At 62.7% G+C, this 21,143-nt stretch carries 18 protein-coding genes, 1 pseudogene and 1 riboswitch; of the genes and pseudogenes, 13 read left to right on the forward strand and 6 right to left on the reverse strand.

What is annotated here, in order from left to right; all coding sequences use genetic code 11:
* Positions 1-15: 15 nt before the first annotated feature.
* From PFZ56_RS08535 to PFZ56_RS08545, 3 genes are all read right to left on the reverse strand, one after another.
* Entirely contained in the window at positions 16-828 is an 813-nt protein-coding gene (locus PFZ56_RS08535; protein WP_102882029.1) for an aldo/keto reductase, read from the reverse strand.
* Positions 825-2,000, reverse strand: a complete 1,176-nt coding sequence (locus PFZ56_RS08540; protein ID WP_123391313.1) for an FAD-binding oxidoreductase — start codon at positions 1,998-2,000, stop codon at positions 825-827. The genes PFZ56_RS08535 and PFZ56_RS08540 overlap by 4 nt, the downstream gene beginning before the upstream one ends.
* 137 nt (positions 2,001-2,137) lie before the next feature.
* Entirely contained in the window at positions 2,138-2,470 is a 333-nt protein-coding gene (locus PFZ56_RS08545) for a multidrug efflux SMR transporter (protein ID WP_011058907.1), read from the reverse strand.
* A gap of 111 nt (positions 2,471-2,581) precedes the next feature.
* Between PFZ56_RS08545 and PFZ56_RS08550 the strand changes: the two genes are divergently transcribed.
* Together PFZ56_RS08550 and waaA are read left to right on the forward strand one after the other, a co-directional pair.
* Positions 2,582-3,466 carry a LysR family transcriptional regulator gene (locus tag PFZ56_RS08550; protein WP_170001617.1) on the forward strand — a complete coding sequence of 295 codons (885 nt, stop codon included), beginning with the start codon at positions 2,582-2,584 and terminating at the stop codon, positions 3,464-3,466.
* Between the two features lie 22 nt (positions 3,467-3,488).
* Positions 3,489-4,769, forward strand: a complete 1,281-nt coding sequence (gene waaA, locus PFZ56_RS08555) for a lipid IV(A) 3-deoxy-D-manno-octulosonic acid transferase (protein ID WP_170001593.1) — start codon at positions 3,489-3,491, stop codon at positions 4,767-4,769.
* A gap of 76 nt (positions 4,770-4,845) precedes the next feature.
* On the opposite strand, the gene PFZ56_RS08560 is transcribed toward waaA, so the two are convergent.
* On the reverse strand, positions 4,846-6,276 hold the full coding sequence (locus PFZ56_RS08560) for a TolC family outer membrane protein (protein ID WP_110595432.1): 1,431 nt from the start codon (positions 6,274-6,276) through the stop codon (positions 4,846-4,848).
* Between the two features lie 196 nt (positions 6,277-6,472).
* Positions 6,473-6,577: riboswitch (TPP riboswitch) on the forward strand.
* A 163-nt stretch (positions 6,578-6,740) separates the two neighbouring features.
* Between PFZ56_RS08560 and thiC the strand changes: the two genes are divergently transcribed.
* Both thiC and PFZ56_RS08570 read left to right on the forward strand, forming a co-directional pair.
* Complete coding sequence (gene thiC, locus PFZ56_RS08565; RefSeq protein ID WP_102862886.1) at positions 6,741-8,630, forward strand: phosphomethylpyrimidine synthase ThiC; 1,890 nt, start codon at positions 6,741-6,743, stop codon at positions 8,628-8,630.
* Between the two features lie 152 nt (positions 8,631-8,782).
* Positions 8,783-9,085: pseudogene (locus PFZ56_RS08570) on the forward strand (putative hydroxymethylpyrimidine transporter CytX); the annotation flags it as partial.
* Here PFZ56_RS08570 and PFZ56_RS08575 read toward each other — a convergent pair.
* Complete coding sequence (locus PFZ56_RS08575) at positions 9,057-9,800, reverse strand: RsiV family protein (protein WP_102862887.1); 744 nt, start codon at positions 9,798-9,800, stop codon at positions 9,057-9,059. The pseudogene PFZ56_RS08570 and the gene PFZ56_RS08575 overlap by 29 nt on opposite strands.
* A 225-nt stretch (positions 9,801-10,025) precedes the next feature.
* On the opposite strand from PFZ56_RS08575, the gene PFZ56_RS08580 reads away from it, so the two are divergent.
* The 9 genes from PFZ56_RS08580 (at position 10,026) to PFZ56_RS08620 (ending at position 19,282) form a co-directional block, all read left to right on the forward strand.
* Positions 10,026-10,643, forward strand: coding sequence for an NUDIX domain-containing protein (locus PFZ56_RS08580; RefSeq protein ID WP_102862888.1), 618 nt, complete (start codon positions 10,026-10,028; stop codon positions 10,641-10,643).
* Complete coding sequence (locus PFZ56_RS08585; RefSeq protein WP_011058915.1) at positions 10,634-11,086, forward strand: DUF1249 domain-containing protein; 453 nt, start codon at positions 10,634-10,636, stop codon at positions 11,084-11,086. Before PFZ56_RS08580 ends, PFZ56_RS08585 begins: the two co-directional genes overlap by 10 nt.
* Positions 11,087-11,185: 99 nt before the next feature.
* Complete coding sequence (cpdA, locus tag PFZ56_RS08590) at positions 11,186-12,001, forward strand: 3',5'-cyclic-AMP phosphodiesterase (protein WP_110650953.1); 816 nt, start codon at positions 11,186-11,188, stop codon at positions 11,999-12,001.
* A 67-nt stretch (positions 12,002-12,068) separates the two neighbouring features.
* Positions 12,069-12,677 (forward strand): YqiA/YcfP family alpha/beta fold hydrolase, encoded by a 609-nt coding sequence (locus PFZ56_RS08595; RefSeq protein WP_102862890.1) that lies wholly within the window; start codon positions 12,069-12,071, stop codon positions 12,675-12,677.
* A gap of 43 nt (positions 12,678-12,720) precedes the next feature.
* Complete coding sequence (gene parE, locus PFZ56_RS08600; RefSeq protein ID WP_102882023.1) at positions 12,721-14,625, forward strand: DNA topoisomerase IV subunit B; 1,905 nt, start codon at positions 12,721-12,723, stop codon at positions 14,623-14,625.
* Positions 14,625-15,608: an esterase-like activity of phytase family protein gene (locus PFZ56_RS08605; RefSeq protein WP_110595435.1), complete on the forward strand. Its 984-nt coding sequence runs from the start codon at positions 14,625-14,627 to the stop codon at positions 15,606-15,608. Before parE ends, PFZ56_RS08605 begins: the two co-directional genes overlap by 1 nt.
* On the forward strand, positions 15,605-16,126 hold the full coding sequence (locus tag PFZ56_RS08610) for a TIGR02281 family clan AA aspartic protease (protein WP_102862893.1): 522 nt from the start codon (positions 15,605-15,607) through the stop codon (positions 16,124-16,126). The genes PFZ56_RS08605 and PFZ56_RS08610 overlap by 4 nt, the downstream gene beginning before the upstream one ends.
* A 7-nt stretch (positions 16,127-16,133) precedes the next feature.
* The gene (parC, locus tag PFZ56_RS08615) at positions 16,134-18,392 is read left to right on the forward strand and encodes a DNA topoisomerase IV subunit A (protein ID WP_110595436.1); all 2,259 of its coding nucleotides are present in this window, start codon (positions 16,134-16,136) and stop codon (positions 18,390-18,392) included.
* A 179-nt stretch (positions 18,393-18,571) separates the two neighbouring features.
* Positions 18,572-19,282 carry a membrane integrity-associated transporter subunit PqiC gene (locus tag PFZ56_RS08620; protein ID WP_102882020.1) on the forward strand — a complete coding sequence of 237 codons (711 nt, stop codon included), beginning with the start codon at positions 18,572-18,574 and terminating at the stop codon, positions 19,280-19,282.
* Between the two features lie 224 nt (positions 19,283-19,506).
* Here PFZ56_RS08620 and PFZ56_RS08625 read toward each other — a convergent pair whose 3' ends face one another.
* Positions 19,507-21,033 carry an AhpA/YtjB family protein gene (locus PFZ56_RS08625; RefSeq protein ID WP_102862896.1) on the reverse strand — a complete coding sequence of 509 codons (1,527 nt, stop codon included), beginning with the start codon at positions 21,031-21,033 and terminating at the stop codon, positions 19,507-19,509.
* Positions 21,034-21,143: the final 110 nt, after the last annotated feature.

Below are 21,143 nucleotides of genomic sequence, written 5' to 3' on the forward strand. Positions count from 1 at the left end.
GCCGCGTCGGCGGCATCAGTTTTTGCCTAAAACCTGTGCCACGGTCGCCACGTTATGGGCCAGGTGCAACGGGTTGATGGTCCCGACGATAGCACTGGCAACGCCGGGCCGCTCAAACAGCAGTTCGAAGCTGGCCCGCACCGGGTCGACGCCCGGACTCAGGCAGACATGGCCGCTGGCCAGGGCCTTTTTCACCAGGATGCCCTTGTGGTGGTCGGCGGCATAGTCAATGACCGCCCGCTCGGCCTGTTCGTTCAGATTGTAGGTAACCATGGCGCAATCGCCTTGTTCCAGAGCCTTCAGACCGCCGTCGACGGTCTTGCCGGAGAAGCCGAAGCCACGGATCTTGCCCTCCTGCTTGAGCTGCGCCAGGGTCTGGTAGACCTCGCTCTGGTCGAGAATGGCCAGGTCGTTGCCGTCGGAATGCACCAGCACCAGATCGATGAAGTCGGTTTCCAGGCGTTGCAGGCTGCGTTCCACGGACAGTCGGGTGTGAGCGGCACTGAAGTCGTGGCGGGACACGCCGTCGGCAAACTCTTCGCCGACCTTGCTGACGATCACCCATTCCTGGCGCTGGCCGCGTAGCAGGGGGCCCAAGCGCTCTTCGCTGCGGCCGTAGGCGGGGGCGGTGTCGATCAGGTTGATGCCCAGATCGCGGGTCAGCTTGAGCAGCATGCGGGCTTCCTGGTCATCCGGGATCTGGAAGCCGCTGGGGTACTTCACCCCTTGATCACGGCCCAGCTTGACCGTGCCCAGGCCCAGAGGCGAAACCATCAGGCCGGTGCTGCCGATCGGGCGATGCAGGTTATGCAGGGTCGGCTGGCTCATGGCAGCAGTTGCTCCCAGGCCGGTTGTGCCAGGGGCGGCTTGGGCAGGGCGGGAAGTGGATCACTGTGGCCTGGACGAATGCCGTCGCGCTCCAGAGCCGCGAGAACGCGGTCGGCGAAGTCCGGCGCCAGGGCCAGTTTGGTCGGCCAACCCACCAGCAGGCGATCCTGCTCGGCGAGGAAGGCGTTATCCGGCCGGGTCAGGCCCGATTGCGCCGGCTCGGCCCGATCCACTCGCAAGGTGGCCCACTGCGCCTGGCTCAGGTCGACCCAAGGCAGCAGTTGCCCCAGTTCCTTCTGGGCAGCGGCGATCTGCGCCGCCGGTTCCCGGGCCACGCCTTCGGCTTCGGCGAGATCGCCTCCCAGGTACCAGACCCATTGGCCGTCGGCAGCCGGGTGAGTGGTGACGGTGATCCGGGGTTTGGGGCCGCCGCCCAGGCAATGGGCGTACAGGGGTTTAAGGGTTGGCCCCTTGACCAGCACCATGTGCAGCGGACGTTGCTGCATGGCCGGCTGGCTCAGGCCGATGGCCTTGAGCAGGTCGGCATTGCCGGCACCGGCGCTGAGGACGATGCGTTGCGCGCGGATCTCGCGTTCATCGATCCGCAGGCCCACCAGATGATCATTCTCCAGTAGGGGCTCGATCTTCTGTCCGGCCAGCAGGCTATCGCCGCCGAGGTCTGCCAGACGCTGGATGACGCTAGGCACATCCACCACCAGCTCGGCCAGGCGATAGACCTTGCCTTTGAAGCGTTTGTCTTGCAGGGCCGGGGGCAGTTGTTCGCCCTTGACCTGATCGACCCGGCCGCGCACGGCCTTACTGGCAAAGAAGCTGGTGAGGTTGCCGGCCAGGGTGCCGGGAGACCAGAGGTAATGGGCGTCGGACAGCAGGCGCACGCCGGACAGGTCCAGCTCGCCGGTGCCGGCCAAGGCTTCGCGCCAGCGCCGCGGCATGTCGGCGATGGCTTCCGAGGCACCGGTGAGGGCGCCGTGCAGGGCGTATTTGGCGCCGCCGTGGATGATCCCCTGGGATTTCACGCTCTGTCCGCCACCGAGGCTGGCGCTTTCCACCAGTACAGTGGAAAAGCCCTGGCGCCGCAGGCGGGCGTTCAGCCAGAGACCGGCGACGCCTGCGCCGACAATCAGCACATCGGTAGAAATAGCGGATGGCATGCAGCGACCTCAGTGTTCAAAACGAGAGGCGCAGTATACAGGCTCGTGAATCTGTAGGAGCGGCCAGGCGAACCCCGTGACCGGTTGTCACGCGGTGGGCTGCTCGCCGGCAAGCCGGCTCCTGCATGAGCAGAGGGTCAGTGCCCGGCGGTTTTCGAGAACAGCTGGATCACCACCACGCCGAGGACGATCAGCGCCATGCCCAGCATGGCCGGGATATCCAACTTCTGGCCGTAGAGAAACAGCGCGGCGATGCTGACCATGACGATGCCCATGCCAGCCCACACTGCATAGGCCACGCCTACCGGGACGGTGCGCACTACCAGGGTCAGCATCCAGAACGCCACGCCATAGCCGACGATGATCAGCGCCAGGGGCAGCGGTGTGCTCAAGCCCTTGACCGCTTTCATTGAAACAGTGGCAATTACTTCCGCGCAGATGGCGATGGCCAGGTAGTAGTAAGCGTTCATGGGAGGGTTCCTCGTGTCTGGGACTGCTTTTCTGAGGTCGGCATTCTAGAGACTGTTCAGATGGGGTAAAGTCATTACCTATCTGTTATGAAGATAGGTTGCCCAATGAACATGCAATGGAACCTGGAGCAGTTGCGGCTGTTTGTCAGTGTTGCCGAGCTGCGCTCGTTTTCTGCAGTAGCCCGCCAGCAACGCAAGGCTCAGTCCGCCATCAGCAGTGCCATTGCTCTGCTGGAAGAAGATCTGGGAGTGAGCCTGTTCGAGCGCAGCAGCGGCCGTCAGCCAAAGCTCACCGAAGCCGGCAGTGCCTTGTTGCAGGAGGCCCGGGAAATCCTCCGCCAGTGTGATCGCCTCAATGGCCGGGCGCTGGCCTTGATGCGGGGCCAGGAGGCGCGGTTGCGCCTGGCCCAGGATGAGGCGATGCCCTATCAGCCGGTGCTCGACAGCCTTGAGGCACTGGCCGAGCGCTTTCCCAGTCTGGAAGTGCAACTGGCCAGCGGTGCTCAGGGGGACGTGGCGCGCAAACTGGTGGAGCGTCGTGCCGACTTGGGGCTGCTGTTTCACCATGAGCAGATGCCGGAAACCCTGGAGCGCCAAGCCCTGGGCAGCGTCGAGATGGTCACCGTCTGCGCCGTGGGGCATCCGCTGGCCCATGAGAAACGGGTCAATCGCCAACTGCTGGCCCGGCACCGGCAGTTGTTGATCGCTCCTCAACTCAGCGGTTATCCCGGTGGCGAGCAGGTCAGCCCCCAGGTCTGGCGGGCTGACAGCTTCTATGTCATGGCTGAATGGCTGATGCGCGGCCTGGGCTGGGCCTGGCTGCCGCGGCATGTGGTGCAGTACCCGGCTTACCAGCATCAGATGGTCGAATTGCTCAGCGAATGGACCCCGCCGGCGCTGGTGGTGGAGTTGGCTTGGCGCCGCGACGAACCTCTGGGGCCGGCGGCGCGCTGGCTGGCGGAACGTTTTGCCGTGCACCTGAAGGCGATCGGCTAAAAAACCGATAAACTCCGCCGCCATGAATAGAACTCTCTATACCGCACTGTTTTACCTGGGGCTGCCATTGGTAGCGATTCGCCTGTGGTTGCGCTCGCGTAAGGCCCCGGCTTATGCCAAGCGCATTGGCGAGCGTTTCTCCCTGGGCTTGCCGGCCATGCAGACTGGCGGCATTTGGGTGCATGCGGTGTCTGTGGGCGAGAGCATCGCTGCCGCGCCAATGATTCGTGCCCTGTTGGCCCGTTATCCCCAGTTGCCGATCACCGTGACCTGCATGACGCCCACCGGCTCCGAGCGTATCCAGGCGCTGTTCGCCAATGAGCCGCGAATCCAGCATTGCTACCTGCCTTACGATCTGCCCTGCGCCGCGGCGCGGTTTCTGGACCGGGTGCAGCCCAAGCTGGCGGTGATCATGGAGACCGAGCTGTGGCCCAACCACATTGACCAGTGCGCCCGGCGCGGGATTCCGGTGGCCCTGGCCAATGCCCGGCTGTCCGAGCGTTCGGCCAAGGGCTATGGACGTTTTGCCCGCCTGACCGCGCCCATGCTGGGGCAAATGAGCCTGTTCGCGGTGCAGACCGAAGCCGAAGCCGAGCGTTTCCGTCAACTGGGTGCACGTCCCGAGACGGTGGAAGTCACAGGCTCGATCAAGTTCGACCTGAGCATTGACCCGCAACTGCTGGAGCGTGCCCGGGATCTGCGCCAGCAATGGCAGGCCATGGAGCGCCCGGTGTGGATCGCCGCCAGTACCCACGAAGGTGAAGACGCCGTGGTGCTCGATGCCCATCGGCAACTGCTGGCCAGTTACCCGAATGCCTTGCTGATCCTGGTGCCACGGCACCCGGAGCGCTTCAACTCGGTGTTCGAGCTGTGCCAGCAACAGGGATTCGCGACGGTTCGCCGCTCCGCCGGGGAACCGGTGGGCGCCACCACCTCGGTGTTGCTGGGGGACACCATGGGTGAGCTGCTGTTCCTCTACGCCCTGGCCGACAGCGCTTTTGTCGGCGGCAGTCTGGTCGCCAATGGCGGGCACAACCTGCTGGAGCCGGCGGCCCTGGCCAAACCGGTGATCAGCGGGCCGCACCTGTTCAACTTCCTGGAAATCGCCGCGATGCTGCGCGAGGCCGGTGCCTTGCAGGAGGTGGATGACGCTGAGGGACTGGCGGTGGCGGTGCAGCGCCTGTTCGAGTTGCCCCGGGATGCACAGAAGATGGCCGAGGCCGGGCTCAAGGTGCTCAAGGCCAATCAGGGCGCTTTGCAGCGTTTGCTCGATGGGCTCGACCGTTTGCTCAAGGAGCGCTGAGTCGTAGCTCCGAAAGCGCTTTGCCGGCATGCAAAAAGGCCACCCGCTGGGGTGGCCTTTTTTATGGCTGCGGCCTTCAGGGGCGAGCCTTGAGTTGCTCTTGTGCGGCCTTGGCCAGGTCCGGCGGCAGGAAGTCGCGGTCCGGGTTGTAGTCGGCCTTGAGGTAGCGCGACAGGTCTTGCAGATCACCGGGGTTGAGGGTGCCGGCGGCCTGCTTCAGGCGCAGGTTGTCGAGGATGTAGTCGTAGCGGCTGTTGTTGTAGTTGCGCACCGAGGTGTACAGCTGGCGCTGGGCATCGAGCACGTCGACGATATTGCGCGTCCCCACCTGATAGCCGATTTCCGTGGCTTCCACCGCACTCTGGTTGGAGATGATCGACTGGCGTCGGGCCTGGACCTGCTCGACATCGGTGTTCACTGCGCGGTGCAGGTTGCGGGTGTTCTCCACCACCTGGCGGCGCAGGGATTCACGCTGCTGTTCGGTCTGGCTCAGGCGCGAATAGGACTCGCGAACCTGGGAGCTGGTCAGCCCGCCGCTGTAGATCGGGATATTCAACTGCAGGCCGATGGAGCGCTGTTCGACATCGCTGCCGTAGCGCGTCAACGGATTGGGGTTGCTGAAGCCCAGGGCGTCGTTGTCGCCTTTCTTGTACTGCGCCACGGCGTCCAGGGTCGGGGCGTGCCCGGCCTTGCGCTGCTTGAGGGTTTCCTCGGCGGCGCTGACCGCGTAGTTGCTGGCCAGCAGGTTGAGGTTCTGCTTGGCGGCGGTGTCGACCCAGGCCTTGGCATCGTTGGGGGTCGGCGCCAGCACCGGCAGGGTATGGACGATGCCCTGGATCGCGTTGTACTCGCGGTTGGTCAGGGTGATCAGGGCCTCGAAGGCGTCGTCCACCTGGCGCTGGGCAAGGATGCGGTTGGCCCGGGCGGTGTCGTAACTGGCCTGGGATTGCAGTACGTCGGTCTTGTCCGACAGACCCACATCGAAGCGCTCGTTGGACTGATCCAGCTGGCGTTTGAACGCGGCTTCCTCGGCCTTGGTCGAGGCCAGGTTGTCCTGGGCGCGCAGCACCGCGAAGTAGTTCTCCGCGCTTTGCAGGATCAGGTTCTGCTCGGTGGCCGAGAGTTGCAGGGAGGCTTGCTCGTTGATGTCCTTGGCGGCTTGCAACTGGAACCAGCGATCGGCACGGAACAGCGGCTGGGCCAGGGTCGCCTGGTAGACGTTGCCGCTGCGGGTCGAGGTCATGGAAGGCTCATCGAACTTGGTGCGGGTATTGCTCATGTCCGCGCCGGCCGAGAGGTTGGGCAAAAGCCCGGCGCGAGCCTGGGGCACCACTTCCTTCTGGGCGCCGTACTGGGCGCGTGCAGCGGCCAGATCGGCATTGTTGTCCACCGCTTCCTGATAGACGCTGACCAGGTCGGTCTTGGTGGTCAAAGGCGCTTCTGCTGCCCAGGCCATTCCATTGGACGCACAAGACACGGCAACAGCCAGTGAGAGTTTGCGCAGCATTCGGCGATCCCTAGAGTTGATATTACGGAGATAATCCAGGCGCCAAGGCTAAGGCGCGACCCATAGAGCGTCAAGGTTCGACACAGGGCAAGGAGTGTAGAGCCGCTGGCAGGTCGCAACAATCCGCTAATTACGCCATTCATCCTGCTTATTGCACGGGGGTTGGCGTTCTGTCCCGGCTTTGTCTAGACTGGCCCGGTTCTTGTCGGGGTGCCTTGCTATGAGGCTGAGATCGGATAATCCGGATCCCGTTGAACCTGATCAGGTTAGCGCCTGCGTAGGGAACAAGATTTCTCGTCACCCGGCGAGTCCTCTTGTGCTTCGTCCGGGATGTTGTTCGACAATCGAACACCCCTCGAGTACCAAGCACTGCACTCACTAGTTGCTTAGACAGGGTGCGTCCGTCCGTTACAGGTTCGCTCCGACAAAATCCCACTGCCTGGATGCTGTCTGGAGAGCCCGTGATGACGACAAAACTAAAAAACGCTAGCAACCTCAGTGAGTCGGCCCAAGTCGACCAACAATCGGTGCAGCCCTTTACCCGCTCGCAAAAAGTCTATGTCCAGGGTTCCCGCCCGGACATCCGCGTGCCCATGCGCGAAATTACCCTGGACGTGACCCCCACCGATTTCGGCGGCGAGATCAACGCGCCGGTCACTGTGTACGACACCTCCGGTCCCTACACCGATCCGAACGTGGTGATCGATGTGCGCAAGGGCCTGGGCGATGTACGTTCGGCGTGGATCGAAGACCGTGGCGACACCGAGCGCCTGGCGGGCCTGAGCTCCAACTTCGGTCAGCAGCGTCTGGCGGACCCGGAACTGACCAAGCTGCGTTTTGCCCACGTCAACAACCCGCGCCGAGCCAAGGCCGGGGCCAACGTCAGCCAGATGCACTACGCGCGCAAAGGCATCATCACCGCCGAGATGGAATACGTCGCCATCCGCGAAAACATGAAGCTGCAGGAGGCCCGCGCCGCCGGCCTGCTGAAGCAGCAACACGCCGGTCACAGCTTCGGCGCCAGCATCCCGAAAGAAATCACCCCAGAGTTCGTCCGCGAGGAAATCGCCCGTGGCCGCGCCATCATCCCAGCCAACATCAACCACGTTGAGCTGGAGCCGATGATCATCGGCCGCAACTTCCTGGTGAAGATCAACGGCAATATCGGCAACAGCGCCCTGGGTTCTTCCATCGAGGAAGAAGTGGCGAAACTGACCTGGGGCATCCGCTGGGGCTCGGACACGGTGATGGACCTGTCCACCGGCAAGCACATCCATGAAACCCGCGAGTGGATCATCCGCAACTCGCCGGTGCCGATCGGTACCGTGCCGATCTACCAGGCCCTGGAAAAGGTCAACGGCGTGGCCGAGGACCTGACCTGGGAGCTGTTCCGCGACACCCTGATCGAGCAGGCCGAGCAGGGCGTGGACTACTTCACCATCCACGCCGGCGTGTTGCTGCGCTATGTACCGCTGACCGCCAAGCGCGTCACCGGCATCGTCTCCCGGGGCGGTTCGATCATGGCCAAGTGGTGCCTGGCGCACCATAAAGAGAACTTCCTCTACACCCATTTCGACGAAATCTGCGAAATCATGAAGGCCTACGACGTCAGCTTCTCCCTGGGAGATGGCCTGCGTCCGGGGTCGATTGCCGACGCCAACGACGAAGCCCAGTTCGGTGAGCTGGAAACCCTCGGCGAGCTGACCAAGATCGCCTGGAAGCACGATGTGCAGTGCATGATCGAAGGCCCGGGCCACGTGCCGATGCAGTTGATCAAGGAGAACATGGACAAGCAGCTGGAGTGCTGCGACGAGGCGCCGTTCTACACCCTGGGCCCGCTGACCACCGACATCGCTCCGGGCTACGACCACATCACTTCCGGTATCGGCGCGGCGATGATCGGCTGGTTCGGTTGCGCCATGCTTTGCTATGTCACGCCCAAGGAGCACCTGGGCCTGCCGAACAAGGATGACGTGAAGACCGGGATCATCACCTACAAGATCGCGGCCCATGCTGCCGACCTGGCCAAAGGTCACCCTGGCGCGCAGATCCGCGACAACGCCCTGTCCAAGGCGCGTTTCGAGTTCCGCTGGGAAGACCAGTTCAACCTGGGCCTGGACCCGGACACTGCACGTTCCTACCACGACGAAACCCTGCCTAAGGATTCGGCCAAGGTGGCGCATTTCTGTTCCATGTGCGGGCCGAAGTTCTGCTCGATGAAGATCACCCAGGAAGTGCGCGAATACGCGGCCAACCAGCGCATCGAAGCGGTGGACGTGGACGTCGCCAAGGGCCTGGCCGAGCAGGCCGCGCGCTTCAAGCAGGAAGGCAGCCAGCTGTACAAGAAGGTCTAAGCCACGAGCTGCAAGCTGCAAGCGGAAAGCAAAGGCCGAAGTGCTTTTTCTTGACGCTTGAGGCTTGCAGCTTGCTCCTGTTCTTTCTGAGATAGATCCCTTGCGCAGGGCAAGTACCTACTCTCCCGATCTCGCGGTGCCGGCCGACCAGCGCGTGTTTGGCGCCATTGGCCCAGTACCAGAACTTCCTGCTGTTGATCGGCTCGGCATTTGCGCCGTTGTTTGGCGTGGTGCTGGTGGATCACTTCATCCTGCGTCGCCGCAGCGGGCAGATCCCGCACTCAGCCCTGCGCTGGACGGCGCTGCCGGCCCGGTTGGGTGGGGTGAGCACCTATCACCTGCTGGCCAATTTGTATCCGGAAGTCGGTGCAACCCTGCCGTCACTGGTACTGGCAGGGCTGTTGCAATGGCTGCTGGGGCGGGCGTTCAGTTCTCGGGAAACAGCTCGGGCTTGAGCACGCCCTTGAGGCGGTCGTAGGGAATCTGCAATTCGATATGACCCAGGACCGAGGGCGCGATGGTGGTGACGTCGTACTTGAGGGTCACGGCTTTCTGGGTCAGGGCCACGTTCGGGGTTTTCTGGAACGGCCAGGTCTTGACGAATTCGGCTTCGCGATCCAGGTGGGTGCTGATCAGCCAGTTGTTGTGGGCAACCCGTGCAGCCTTCCAGAACATGTCCTCCTGGCCGGGCAGGAGCATGTCTGCCAGGTTCAGGGCCTTGTGTTGCTGGCGCGAGTAGTTGACGAAGCCCCGTCCCGGGGTGCCATTGGCCGCGCCGGTGTCCAGGTAGCTGGCCAGTTCGATGATCACCAGTCCGTCATGCTGCTCGCGTACCTTGGATTGCAGGTACATGCCGTGGCGGTCTGCTGCGCTGCGCAGGAACTGTTCGCGGTAGGCGCTGAGGCTGGCCGGCAGTGGTGCGTCGGGGCTGGTGCGGGTCATTTGCAGCAAGCGTTTTTCGACGATGGCGTCCAGTTGCGGCTCGGCGGGAAAGTGCACGGTGTCAAGGTTGACCAGTGGGCAGTCGGCGCCACTGCAGCCGGGCTTGAGTTGTTCGGATTTCTCGCGCTTGGTTTCCAGCGGGGTGTTGTAGCTTGGCTGAAACAGGCTTTGGCAGGCGCCCAGGGTCAGGGCGATACAGGCCACGGAGGCGATTTTGACAAGCGACATGGGCGTCCTTCATAAACCAGGGGGGAGGCAAAAGTTACCGGCTTCGACTGTCTGCGAGGCAGTCGGTTCGCCACTAAGCTCAATAGAAGCAATTAGAGTAGGTTTAGCCCCTCGCCGTCTATCCCGCTGAGGGTAAAGGGGCTGCATCGGCAGCCGCGGGCGCGTTAGGATGGCGCGAAGTCGAGGGGGATCCTCGGGTCGAATACGCTGTACACGAGGATTGTTATGACTGACTTTGCCAACTCCACGCCAAGTGCCGTTGAGATCATCCGGCGTGAAAACTGCTTCCAGGGGTTCTACCGGCTCGATCGCTTGCAATTGCGCCACGAGCTGTTCGCCGGTGGCATGGGGCGGGAAATCAATCGTGAAGTCTTTGTCCGTCACGATGCGGTCTGCGTACTGCCGTACGATCCGCAACGCGATGAAGTGGTGCTGATCGAACAGTTCCGCGTTGGCGCCATGGGCAAGACCGCTACGCCCTGGCTGGTGGAACTGGTGGCCGGGCTGATCGACAAGGACGAGCAACCGGAACAGGTTGCTCGGCGTGAGGCACAGGAGGAAGCTGGCCTGGACATCTCTGCGCTGTGGCCGATGACCCAGTATTTTCCGTCGCCGGGGGGCAGCACCGAGTTCGTCCACCTGTTCCTGGGCCGTTGCGACAGCAGCGCTGCCGGCGGGCTGCATGGGCTGGAAGAAGAGGCGGAAGACATCCGGGTTTCGGTGATGGCTTATGAGGATGCGTTGCAGGCCATGCGTGACGGGCGGATCTGCAATGCCGCCAGCATCATTGCCTTGCAGTGGCTGGCGCTCAATCGCGCTGAAGTGAGGGGGTTATGGTCGTAAACAAGGTACGCGACCGCTATCGGGTTGATCTCGCGGGGCTGCAAGCGTCCTGCGAGGCCAACTACGCTCGGCTGATGCGCCTGTTGCCTGACATGCGCAATCAGCCTGTGGCACGGCGCATTGCCGTGACCCAGGGCGACCAGATGCTCGGCGTACTGGCCCTGGAAGTGGTGCTGGCCTGTCCCTACACCACCACCTTGCAGGTGCGTCAGGAGCACAGCTTGCCGTGGCTGCCCGTGCCGCAACTGGAAGTGCAGGTCTATCACGATGCGCGGATGGCGGAGGTCATCAGTGCCGAGCATGCCCGGCGTTTTCGCAGCATTTATCCCTATCCCAATGCCTTCATGCATCAGCCGGATGAAAAGGCTCAGTTGAATGTCTTTCTTGGGGAGTGGCTGAGTCATTGCCTGGCCTGTGGCCACGAGTTCGAAGCCGTGCGCTAGATGTGAACTGGGTCCGTTTCCCAGGTTTCCTCTTTTGCATTTCCCCCAGCATAATTGCCGCCTTCATCATGCTTTGTGCCCTTGCTCCGGGAGAACGCCGTGCCAAGCGTATCCGCACTGACTGCCGACGATTCCGTACTGCTGGTGCAACTATCTGACAGCCATCTGTTTGCCGACGCTGATGGCACCTTGCTGGGCATGAACACCGCCGACAGTCTGCAGCGAGTCATCGAGCAGGTGCTGGCGCAGCAGCCGCGGATCGACCTGATGCTGGCCACCGGTGATCTGTCCCAGGACGGCTCCCTGGAGTCCTATCAGCGCTTTCGTCAGTTGACCCGACAGATTCCGGCACCTGGCCGCTGGCTGCCGGGCAACCATGATGAGCCGCAGGTCATGCAACTGGCGACGCAGGACAGTGACTTGCTGGAGCCGGTAATGGATATCGGCAACTGGCGCATCACCTTGCTGGACTCGGCGGTGCCCGGCTCGGTGCCGGGTTACCTGCAGGACGACCAACTGCAATTGCTGGCCCGCTCCCTGAGCGAGGCGCCTGAGCGCCATCACTTGATCTGCCTGCACCATCACCCGGTATCCATTGACTGTACCTGGATGGAGCCCATTGGCCTGCGCAACGCCGAGGCACTGTTCGCCGTGCTCGATGCTTTCCCTCAGGTCCGTGCCTTGCTCTGGGGGCATGTGCATCAGGAAATCGACCGCCAGCGCGGCGCCGTGCGGCTATTGGCCTCACCCTCGACCTGCATCCAGTTCGAGCCCGGCAGCGACGACTTCAAGGTCGAGGAGCAGGTGCCTGGCTATCGCTGGCTGCGGTTGTGGCCCGATGGACGGTTGGAAACCGGCGTGGAACGGGTCCTGGGCTACGAATTCACCATCGATTACGGTAGCAACGGCTACTGAAGCGGCTTCGTAACCTGTCGTCATCCCTGTAAACTGCGGCTTTTGCCCAGGTGCACAGGGAGTTCGCATGTCCGGTTCGATCCTTTATATCCACGGCTTCAACAGTGCTCCCGCGTCGACCAAGGCCTCTCAGTTGCGGCGTGTCATGGAGCAGCTGGGGCTGGCTGAACAATTGCGGGTACCGGCCCTGCATCATCATCCGCGACAGGCCATTGGCCAGCTGGAGCAGGCGATTGCCGAGCTCGGTCGACCATTGCTGGTCGGCAGCTCGCTCGGCGGCTACTATGCGACTCACCTTGCCGAGCGCTACGGGCTCAAAGCCCTGCTGATCAACCCTGCTGTCAGCCCGCACCGGATGTTCGACGGTTATCTGGGCACGCAGAAAAACCTGTATACCGATGAAACCTGGGAGCTGACCCATGACCATGTGGCGGCCCTGGCAGCGCTGGAAGTCGCGCCGCCTCAGGACCCACAGCGTTATCAGGTGTGGTTGCAGACTGGCGACGAGACGCTGGACTATCGCAGCGCCGAGCGCTATTACCGTGCCTGCGCCTTGCGCATTCAGGCTGGCGGCGATCATAGTTTCCAAGGTTTTGCCGGACAATTGCCGGCGATGTTGAATTTTGCCGGCATCACTGCCGATCAGTACCAGGCGATCGACTTCACGGCACTGTGAAGGGCTCGCCCCATATTCATTGAACGACTAACGACGAGAACCCATGGCCACTCCCAGCGCTAGCTCTTATAACGCAGACGCCATCGAAGTCCTCTCGGGACTCGACCCGGTGCGCAAACGCCCGGGCATGTACACCGACACCACGCGGCCCAACCATTTGGCCCAGGAAGTCATCGACAACAGTGTCGACGAAGCCCTGGCCGGCCATGCGAAGTCGATACAGGTCATCCTGCACGCCGACCATTCCCTGGAAGTCTGCGACGACGGCCGCGGCATGCCCGTGGATATCCATCCGGAAGAGGGCGTGTCCGGGATCGAGCTGATCCTCACCAAGCTCCATGCCGGCGGCAAGTTTTCCAACAAGAACTACCAGTTCTCCGGCGGTTTGCACGGGGTGGGTATTTCCGTGGTCAACGCCCTGTCGAACCAGGTGCGGGTGCGGGTCAAGCGCGACGGCAACGAATACCAGATGACCTTCGCCGATGGCTACAAGGCCACCGAGCTGGAAGTGGTCGGCACCGTGGGCAAGCGCAACACCGGTACCAGTGTGTACTTTGCCCCGGACCCGAAATACTTCGATTCGCCGAAATTCTCCGTCAGCCGCCTCAAGCATGTGCTCAAGGCCAAGGCGGTACTGTGCCCGGGGCTGCTGGTGAGCTTCGAGGACAAGTCCAGCGGCGAAAAGGTCGAGTGGCATTACGAAGACGGTTTGCGCTCCTATCTGGTGGATGCGGTCAGCGAATTCGAACGCCTGCCCAGCGAGCCGTTCTGCGGCAGCCTGGCCGGTAACAAGGAAGCGGTGGACTGGGCCCTGCTGTGGCTACCGGAAGGTGGCGACAGTGTTCAGGAAAGCTACGTCAACCTGATCCCCACGGCCCAGGGCGGCACCCACGTCAACGGCCTTCGCCAGGGCCTGCTGGATGCCATGCGCGAGTTCTGCGAATTCCGCAACCTGCTGCCCCGTGGCCTGAAGCTGGCTCCGGAAGACGTCTGGGAACGGATCGCCTTCGTCCTGTCGATGAAGATGCAAGACGCCCAGTTCTCCGGCCAGACCAAAGAGCGTTTGTCGTCCCGTGAGGCGGCGGCTTTCGTTTCCGGTGTGGTCAAGGACGCCTTCAGCCTGTGGCTCAATGCCAATCCCGAGCTGGGCATGCAACTGGCGGAGTTGGCCATCAGCAACGCCGGTCGCCGCTTGAAGGCCAGCAAGAAGGTCGAGCGCAAGCGCATTACCCAGGGCCCGGCGCTGCCCGGCAAGCTGGCGGACTGCGCCGGCCAGGACCCAATGCGCTCCGAACTGTTCCTGGTGGAAGGTGACTCTGCTGGCGGTTCGGCCAAGCAGGCGCGGGACAAGGAGTTCCAGGCGATCCTGCCGTTGCGCGGCAAAATCCTCAACACCTGGGAAGTGGACGGCAGCGAAGTCCTGGCCAGTCAGGAAGTGCACAACATCGCTGTGGCCATCGGGGTCGATCCAGGCGCCGAGGACATGAGCCAACTGCGCTACGGCAAGATCTGCATCCTCGCCGATGCCGACTCCGACGGTTTGCACATCGCCACCTTGCTCTGTGCCTTGTTCGTCCAGCATTTCCGCCCGTTGGTGAATGCCGGTCACGTCTATGTGGCCATGCCGCCGCTGTACCGCATCGACCTGGGCAAGGACATCTTCTACGCCCTCGATGATGCCGAGCGCGACGGCATTCTCGATCGCCTGGTGGCCGAGAAGAAGCGCGGCAAGCCCCAGGTCACCCGATTCAAGGGGCTGGGTGAGATGAACCCGCCGCAACTGCGTGAAACCACCATGGATCCGAACACTCGGCGCCTGGTGCAGTTGACCCTGGACGACGTCGAGGCCACCGCAGAAATCATGGACATGCTGCTGGCGAAGAAGCGCGCCGGTGATCGCAAGTCCTGGCTGGAGTCCAAGGGCAACCTGGCCGAGGTGCTGGCCTGATGCACAGAGGTTTTGCCCTGGCCCTAGCGCTATTGGCAACCTCGGTGGTGGCCGCGCCAGTGCCCGAACTGACCTTGTTGTCCGAGCATCCTGTGGAAGGCATGCGCGGCGGCAATCTGTCCGGGCTGGCACTCTGTGGCCAGGATTTGTGGACGGTTTCCGACCGCGATGACGATCAGATCTACAAGCTCGATACCCGCGACAGTGCCTGGCAGGCCGATGCCGTCAAGCTGGAGGTACCTGCAGTACCCGATACCGGCTTGCCCTGGGGCTTGAAGTCACGGACCTGGGCGGCGTCCTTCGTGCGTGGTGGCGACCTGGATTTCGAAGGCATCTCCTGCGACGCCGCCAGCAACAAGTATGTGATCAGCGAGGCTCATGCCGCGGTGCTACAAGTGCCGGCGCAAGGCACGCCGGCCTGGTTGAAGATCTCCCCGATCATGGTCCGTGAAGCGCGGGCCAGTGGCATGCTCCTGCATTTCAACGCCTTGTTCGAAGGCCTGGCGGTGAACCCTGCCGGCGACCGTATCTGGTTGGCGGCGGAGCGTGAGCGGCGCGGGCTGTTGCTGATCAAGCGCGGGCAGACCACCTGGGACTGTGATGGTGGTTGCGTGCTGCTCAGTGAGGCTGGCTCGGAAATGCAGCCGGAGCAGGTGCCCAATGCCAAGGCGGTGTCCCGGGATTTTGCCGACGTGTCGCTGTTCGACGGCAAGTTGTTCACCCTGGAGCGTAACGCCTATCAGATCTGTCGCCGGGATGCGCAGACCGCCAAGGTCGAGCAGTGCTGGTCCTATGCCGCCGAGGCGCTGGTGGAGCATCGACGTTATCCACAGCCCTATGGGCTGGCGGAAGCCTTGGTGGTGGATGCCAAGGGGGCCTGGATCGGTGTGGACAACAACAATGGAGCCCGCGCCGATGGCGAGGCCCGTCCCATCGTCTGGCGTTTTGCTGCGCCTGAAGGTGGCTGGAGTAGCAAGTCATGAGCCAGCAACCGGGCAAGAGTGCCGGGCGCGTGATGCTGATCATGGCCTGGGCCGCTGCGCTGTTCCTGGCCACGCGGTTCTTTGCCGATTGGGAGGCCCGTCAGGAGAACCCGAACACGGTCGTCAGTTCGCAACAACATGAGGGTTATATCGAAGTGAAACTGGTCGGCAACGGCCAGGGGCATTTCGTCGCCAGCGGCCATATCAACGGGCAGCCGGTGCAATTCATGCTCGATACCGGCGCCACCGAGGTGTCGATTCCTTCCGGGCTGGCCGAGCGCCTGGGCCTGGAGCGTGGGGTGCCGGTCACCCTGAGCACGGCCAACGGGCGCAGCGAGGGTTATCGGACCCGCATCGAGCGTTTGCAACTGGGGGATATCGTTCTCCAGGACGTCAGGGCCCTGGTGGCCCCGGGGCTCGACGGCGACCAGATTTTGCTGGGCATGAGCGCTTTGAAGAAACTTGAATTTACTCAGCGCGGCGGCACTATGCTGCTGCGCCAGACAACGAACCAATGAGGCCCGCATGAGCGACTCCCTTGATCTCAGCCTGGATGGCGTAGAACGCCGGTCACTGGCTGACTTCACCGAAAGTGCCTACCTCAACTACTCCATGTACGTGATCATGGACCGTGCTTTGCCGCATATCGGCGACGGCCTGAAACCGGTACAGCGGCGTATCGTCTACGCCATGAGTGAGCTGGGGCTGGATGCCGATTCCAAGCACAAGAAATCCGCGCGTACCGTGGGTGATGTGCTCGGTAAGTTCCACCCTCACGGGGATTCCGCCTGCTACGAAGCCATGGTGCTGATGGCACAGCCCTTCAGCTATCGCTACACGCTGGTGGACGGCCAGGGCAACTGGGGTGCGCCGGACGATCCCAAGTCCTTCGCGGCCATGCGTTATACCGAGGCGCGTCTGTCGCGCTATTCCGAAGTGCTGCTCAGCGAGCTGGGCCAGGGCACTGCGGACTGGGGGCCGAACTTCGACGGCACCTTGCAGGAACCTCTGGTATTGCCGGCGCGTCTGCCGAATATCCTGCTCAACGGCACCACCGGTATCGCCGTGGGCATGGCCACCGACGTGCCGCCGCACAACCTGCGGGAAGTGGCTTCGGCCTGCGTGCGTCTGCTGGACGAACCCAAGGCCACGGTGGAGCAGCTCTGCGAGCATATCCAGGGGCCGGATTACCCCACCGAAGCGGAAATCATCACCCCGCGCGCCGACCTGCTGAAGATCTATGAAACCGGCCGTGGCTCGGTGCGCATGCGCGCCGTGTATCGGATCGAGGATGGCGACATTATTGTCACCGCGCTGCCGCACCAGGTCTCCGGGGCCAAGGTGCTGGAGCAGATTGCCGCGCAGATGCAGGCCAAGAAACTGCCGATGGTGGCCGACCTGCGGGACGAGTCGGACCACGAGAACCCCTGCCGCATCGTGATCATCCCGCGCTCCAACCGGGTCGATCCCGATGAACTGATGCAGCATCTGTTCGCCACCACCGAGCTGGAGTCGACCTACCGGGTCAACATCAACATCATCGGTCTGGACGGCAAGCCGCAGTTGAAGAACCTGCGGGCGTTGCTGGTGGAATGGCTGGAGTTCCGGGTTAGCACTGTGCGCCGGCGCCTGCAGTTCCGCCTGGACAAGGTCGAGCGTCGCCTGCACCTGTTGGACGGTTTGCTGATCGCTTATCTCAACCTGGATGAGGTGATTCACATCATCCGTACCGAGGAGCATCCGCGGGCCAAGCTGATCGAGCGTTTCGCCCTCAGCGAAATCCAGGCCGACTATATCCTCGATACGCGCCTGCGGCAGTTGGCGCGTCTGGAAGAGATGAAACTGCGGGCCGAGCAGGATGAATTGCTCAAGGAGCAGGCCAAGCTGCAAGCCCTGCTCAACAGCGAGAGCAAGCTGAAGAAGCTGGTACGTACCGAATTGCTGCAAGACGCGGAAACCTACGGCGACGACCGTCGCTCCCCGATCGTTGCCCGTGCGGAAGCCAAGGCACTGTCGGAAAACGAACTGATGCCCACCGAGCCGGTGACTATCGTTTTGTCGGAAAAAGGCTGGGTTCGCTGCGCCAAGGGGCATGATATTGACGCCACTGGTTTGTCTTACAAGGCCGGTGACGGTTACAAGACTGCTGCTGCGGGGCGTTCCAACCAGTTCGCGGTGTTCATCGACTCCACCGGCCGCAGTTACTCGGTGGCGGCCCACACGCTGCCATCGGCCCGTGGTCAGGGCGAGCCGTTGACCGGTCGTCTGACGCCGCCACCGGGTGCGACGTTCGAGTGCGTACTGTTGCCCGATGACGATGCCTTGTATGTGATCGCTTCCGACGCGGGCTATGGCTTTGTGGTCAAGGGCGAAGATCTGCAGGCCAAGAACAAGGCGGGCAAGGCGCTGTTGAGCCTGCCGAACAACGCCAAGGTCCTGGCGCCGCGGCCGGTGGCCGACCGCGAGCAGAACTGGCTGGCCTCGGTGACCACCGAGGGGCGTCTGCTGGTGTTCAAGATCAGCGACCTGCCGCAGCTGGGCAAAGGCAAGGGCAACAAGATCATCGGCATTCCCGGTGAGCGCGTGGCCAGCCGCGAAGAGTACGTCACTGACATCGCGGTGCTGCCCGATGGCGCGACCCTGGTGTTGCAGGCGGGCAAGCGCACCTTGTCGTTGAAGGCCGATGACCTTGAACACTACAAGGGCGAGCGCGGGCGTCGTGGCAACAAACTGCCTCGCGGTTTCCAGCGGGTCGATGCGTTGTTGGTAGAGCCGCTCAGTTAAGGGCGGGCTAGAGCGTTCGATCTTGGACTTAAGCGCCAGATCAACGCTAGAACACTGGAGTCATGGCGCATATTCACGGATGATATGCGCGTTTCAAACGCTGGCGTGGCCGGGCGTTATTCAATTTTTTTGAGTATTTACACTGTGGCCAGCCTTGTGGCCGCCACTTGGATGGGATGATGACTGCTCTGCGCCTTCCTCTTGTTTTCTTGCTCGCGGGCGTTTTTGGCCTGGCGGGTTGCAGCGTACACCAGCCGGTGTCGCTGTATCAGCTGGACAGCGGAAGTCCAGCTCAGCCGGCCAGTGCCGGCATGTCGGTATTGTTGGGGCCGGTGTTGATCGCTGACTACCTGCAACGGGAAACCCTCCTGCAACGCCAGGACGATGGCAGCCTGCAAGCCTCCACCGATGGTCGTTGGGCCGGTAGCTTGTCTTCGGACATCGACCAGTTGCTGTTGCGCCAGGTGGCCGGCCATCTGGACAGCCAGCGCGTGGTACTGGCGCCGGCCACCAGCGGCTTCACTCCGGATGTCCAGGTACTGCTGTCGATCACTCGCCTGGATTCCGGCAAGTCGCAACCGGCGGTACTGGATGCTCAGTGGCGCCTGATCGATCGTCGTGGTCAGGTGCGGGACAACCGCATTGTTCACCTGCAGGAGCAGCATGCGGGTACCACGGCGTCTCAGGTCCAGGCCCAGGGCGTGTTGTTGCAGCGTCTGGCTGAGCAATTGTCGGTCGCCCTCAAACCCTTGGCCAATCAGCCGGCGGTGGCAGAAGTGCCACGCAAGGCGCCGCCGGCACCTGCGCCCAAGCCTGCCGAGCATGAGAAGCAGCCGAAGATCCCAATGGCCACGCCAATCCGGACGGATATGGAAGTGTTCAGATTCTGAGTTGAGCCGCTGCAAGACAAGGCCCGCCTAATCCGCGGGCCTTTTCGTTACTGGCTGTGGCAGGTGTTCCATATGGCCAGCACCATCCCTGCAGTCTGCGAGCAGGCCGCAGTCATGCCTCGCGCTAAAGCTCCTTCGGGGCTTGTTGCTGGCTGCGTCAGTGGCTACACGAAGGCCACAAAAAAGCCCGCACTTGGCGGGCTGTTTCTTGCACGGTGCCAGCCTTACAGCTTGGCCCGTGTCTCATGCATGCGCGCCAATTGCCGTTCCAGCATTGATGGATAGGGCTCCATCAGCCGTTCGACACAGCAAGCTCCTTCCGGGCTGGCGATAGGGCGGATACGTGCGCGCTGACGGATCAGCGCGTCGTCATTGATCTGGCGCTCCACCAGCAGCAGATTGCGGCTGTGCTGGGATAGCGCCAGGGCGTCCTGGGCGGTTTCGGTCAGCAGCAGGTCGATCTGGCTCAGGCCGAACAGTCCTTCGCCCAGCGTCAGGCCCAATTGCAGTTGCAGGGTGATGCCGCTGTCCGCCACTTCGATCTGCAGGGCATGGCCCAGAGCACGCAACAGCTCGCCGCAGCAGATGGCGTTGGTGAGGTAGTCGTCGCCGCTGTCTTCGCTATGGAACAGCATCAGCGTGCTGCCATCGTTCAGGGTGTGCAGTTCGCTCTGGTACAGCGAGGCCGCCTGGTCGAGGCAATCGCGATAGCGCTCCAGCAGTTCCATCAGCCGCGCGCGGGGCAGGCGGCGCAGTTGTTCCTGGGCTCCCAACTGCACTGCGAGTACTGCGCTGTGCTGAGGCTGAGCCGGGACCTGGGGTTGCAGCGCAGGTTTGGGGGCGGGAGTCGACGAGTGATCACGCAGGTCGGCGAACGGATCTTCTTCGTCCAGTTCGTCCTCCTCGGCGCTGACCAGATGCCGTGGCGCAGGCTTCAGACCGGCGAGCGGGGTACTTTCATCAAAGCTTGGGTCACGCAGGTTACGCACTTCGAACGCGGCTTCGTGTTCCTCGTCATCCTGCTCTTCGAGCTCTGGCTGCGGCTCTGGCTCGGGCTTTTCCGGTACCAGGCGAGCGTGCAGTTGGCGCGCCAGATCACCAATTTCGTCCTGGCGCTGGGTCGCCGGGGTGTGCTCATCCAGGTCCCGCAGCCAGACCCGCAGTTGCAGCAGCGGGGTGGAGATGTGGCGACCCAGACGCAGGCTCAGGGCCAGAGCCAGGGCCAGCAGGATGGCGCTGAGAATGCCCATGCTCTGCAGGCTGATGGTCATCGGCTGCTGGAACTGCGCCATGTCCAGGCTGATCCGCAGGTTGCCGGCGGTCACGTCCTGGAAGGTGATCTTGGTCTGGTAGACACCCTCGGTTTCACCCAGCAGGCTGCTCTTGGGGCGTTGCCCGGCTTCGGCGAGGATGCGGTTGTCGACGCTGTAGATCGCCGCATGGGCCACGAGCGGGTTCTTGGTCAGGTTGTTGAGCAGGACGTTGAGGCTGAGGATGTCATTGGACACCAGCAGCTCGGTGGCCGAAGTGGCGGTCTGGGTGGTCAGGCTCTGACCCAGGGCGTCGGCTTGTTCGTGCATGGCTTGCTTGAACTGCAGGCCCATCACGCCGGCATAGATCACCAGGGCCAGGGCGACCAGGATCACGTTATGGCTGGCAATGCGCAATGCAATCGGCACACGGCGGTGGCGCAGTGCACGGAAGATCAGCAGGAAGAAGTTATCGGTTTTAACTGGCGTGGGCCGGTTCACTGAGCTCGGCTCTTTTGTCCGTGAAGTTGACGCGCAGTATAGCGACAGGCCCTAGACCGGCAAAGCGCTGGCTGTGCCCGATGGTCACCGAAAGTGGGTAGAATGCGCTT

The organism is Pseudomonas danubii (genome assembly GCF_042980055.1).
Lineage (GTDB): Bacteria > Pseudomonadota > Gammaproteobacteria > Pseudomonadales > Pseudomonadaceae > Aquipseudomonas > Aquipseudomonas danubii.

Excerpts from the sequence above, each read along its gene's own strand:
- PFZ56_RS08535 (WP_102882029.1), bottom strand. The coding sequence starts at position 828 with ATGAGCCAGCCGACCCTGCATAACCTGCATCGCCCGATCGGCAGCACC.
- PFZ56_RS08540 (WP_123391313.1), bottom strand. The coding sequence starts at position 2,000 with ATGCCATCCGCTATTTCTACCGATGTGCTGATTGTCGGCGCAGGCGTC.
- PFZ56_RS08545 (WP_011058907.1), bottom strand. The coding sequence starts at position 2,470 with ATGAACGCTTACTACTACCTGGCCATCGCCATCTGCGCGGAAGTAATT.
- PFZ56_RS08550 (WP_170001617.1), top strand. The coding sequence starts at position 2,582 with ATGCAATGGAACCTGGAGCAGTTGCGGCTGTTTGTCAGTGTTGCCGAG.
- waaA (WP_170001593.1), top strand. The coding sequence starts at position 3,489 with ATGAATAGAACTCTCTATACCGCACTGTTTTACCTGGGGCTGCCATTG.
- PFZ56_RS08560 (WP_110595432.1), bottom strand. The coding sequence starts at position 6,276 with ATGCTGCGCAAACTCTCACTGGCTGTTGCCGTGTCTTGTGCGTCCAAT.
- thiC (WP_102862886.1), top strand. The coding sequence starts at position 6,741 with ATGACGACAAAACTAAAAAACGCTAGCAACCTCAGTGAGTCGGCCCAA.
- PFZ56_RS08575 (WP_102862887.1), bottom strand. The coding sequence starts at position 9,800 with ATGTCGCTTGTCAAAATCGCCTCCGTGGCCTGTATCGCCCTGACCCTG.
- PFZ56_RS08580 (WP_102862888.1), top strand. The coding sequence starts at position 10,026 with ATGACTGACTTTGCCAACTCCACGCCAAGTGCCGTTGAGATCATCCGG.
- PFZ56_RS08585 (WP_011058915.1), top strand. The coding sequence starts at position 10,634 with ATGGTCGTAAACAAGGTACGCGACCGCTATCGGGTTGATCTCGCGGGG.
- PFZ56_RS08595 (WP_102862890.1), top strand. The coding sequence starts at position 12,069 with ATGTCCGGTTCGATCCTTTATATCCACGGCTTCAACAGTGCTCCCGCG.
- parE (WP_102882023.1), top strand. The coding sequence starts at position 12,721 with ATGGCCACTCCCAGCGCTAGCTCTTATAACGCAGACGCCATCGAAGTC.
- PFZ56_RS08605 (WP_110595435.1), top strand. The coding sequence starts at position 14,625 with ATGCACAGAGGTTTTGCCCTGGCCCTAGCGCTATTGGCAACCTCGGTG.
- PFZ56_RS08610 (WP_102862893.1), top strand. The coding sequence starts at position 15,605 with ATGAGCCAGCAACCGGGCAAGAGTGCCGGGCGCGTGATGCTGATCATG.
- parC (WP_110595436.1), top strand. The coding sequence starts at position 16,134 with ATGAGCGACTCCCTTGATCTCAGCCTGGATGGCGTAGAACGCCGGTCA.
- PFZ56_RS08620 (WP_102882020.1), top strand. The coding sequence starts at position 18,572 with ATGACTGCTCTGCGCCTTCCTCTTGTTTTCTTGCTCGCGGGCGTTTTT.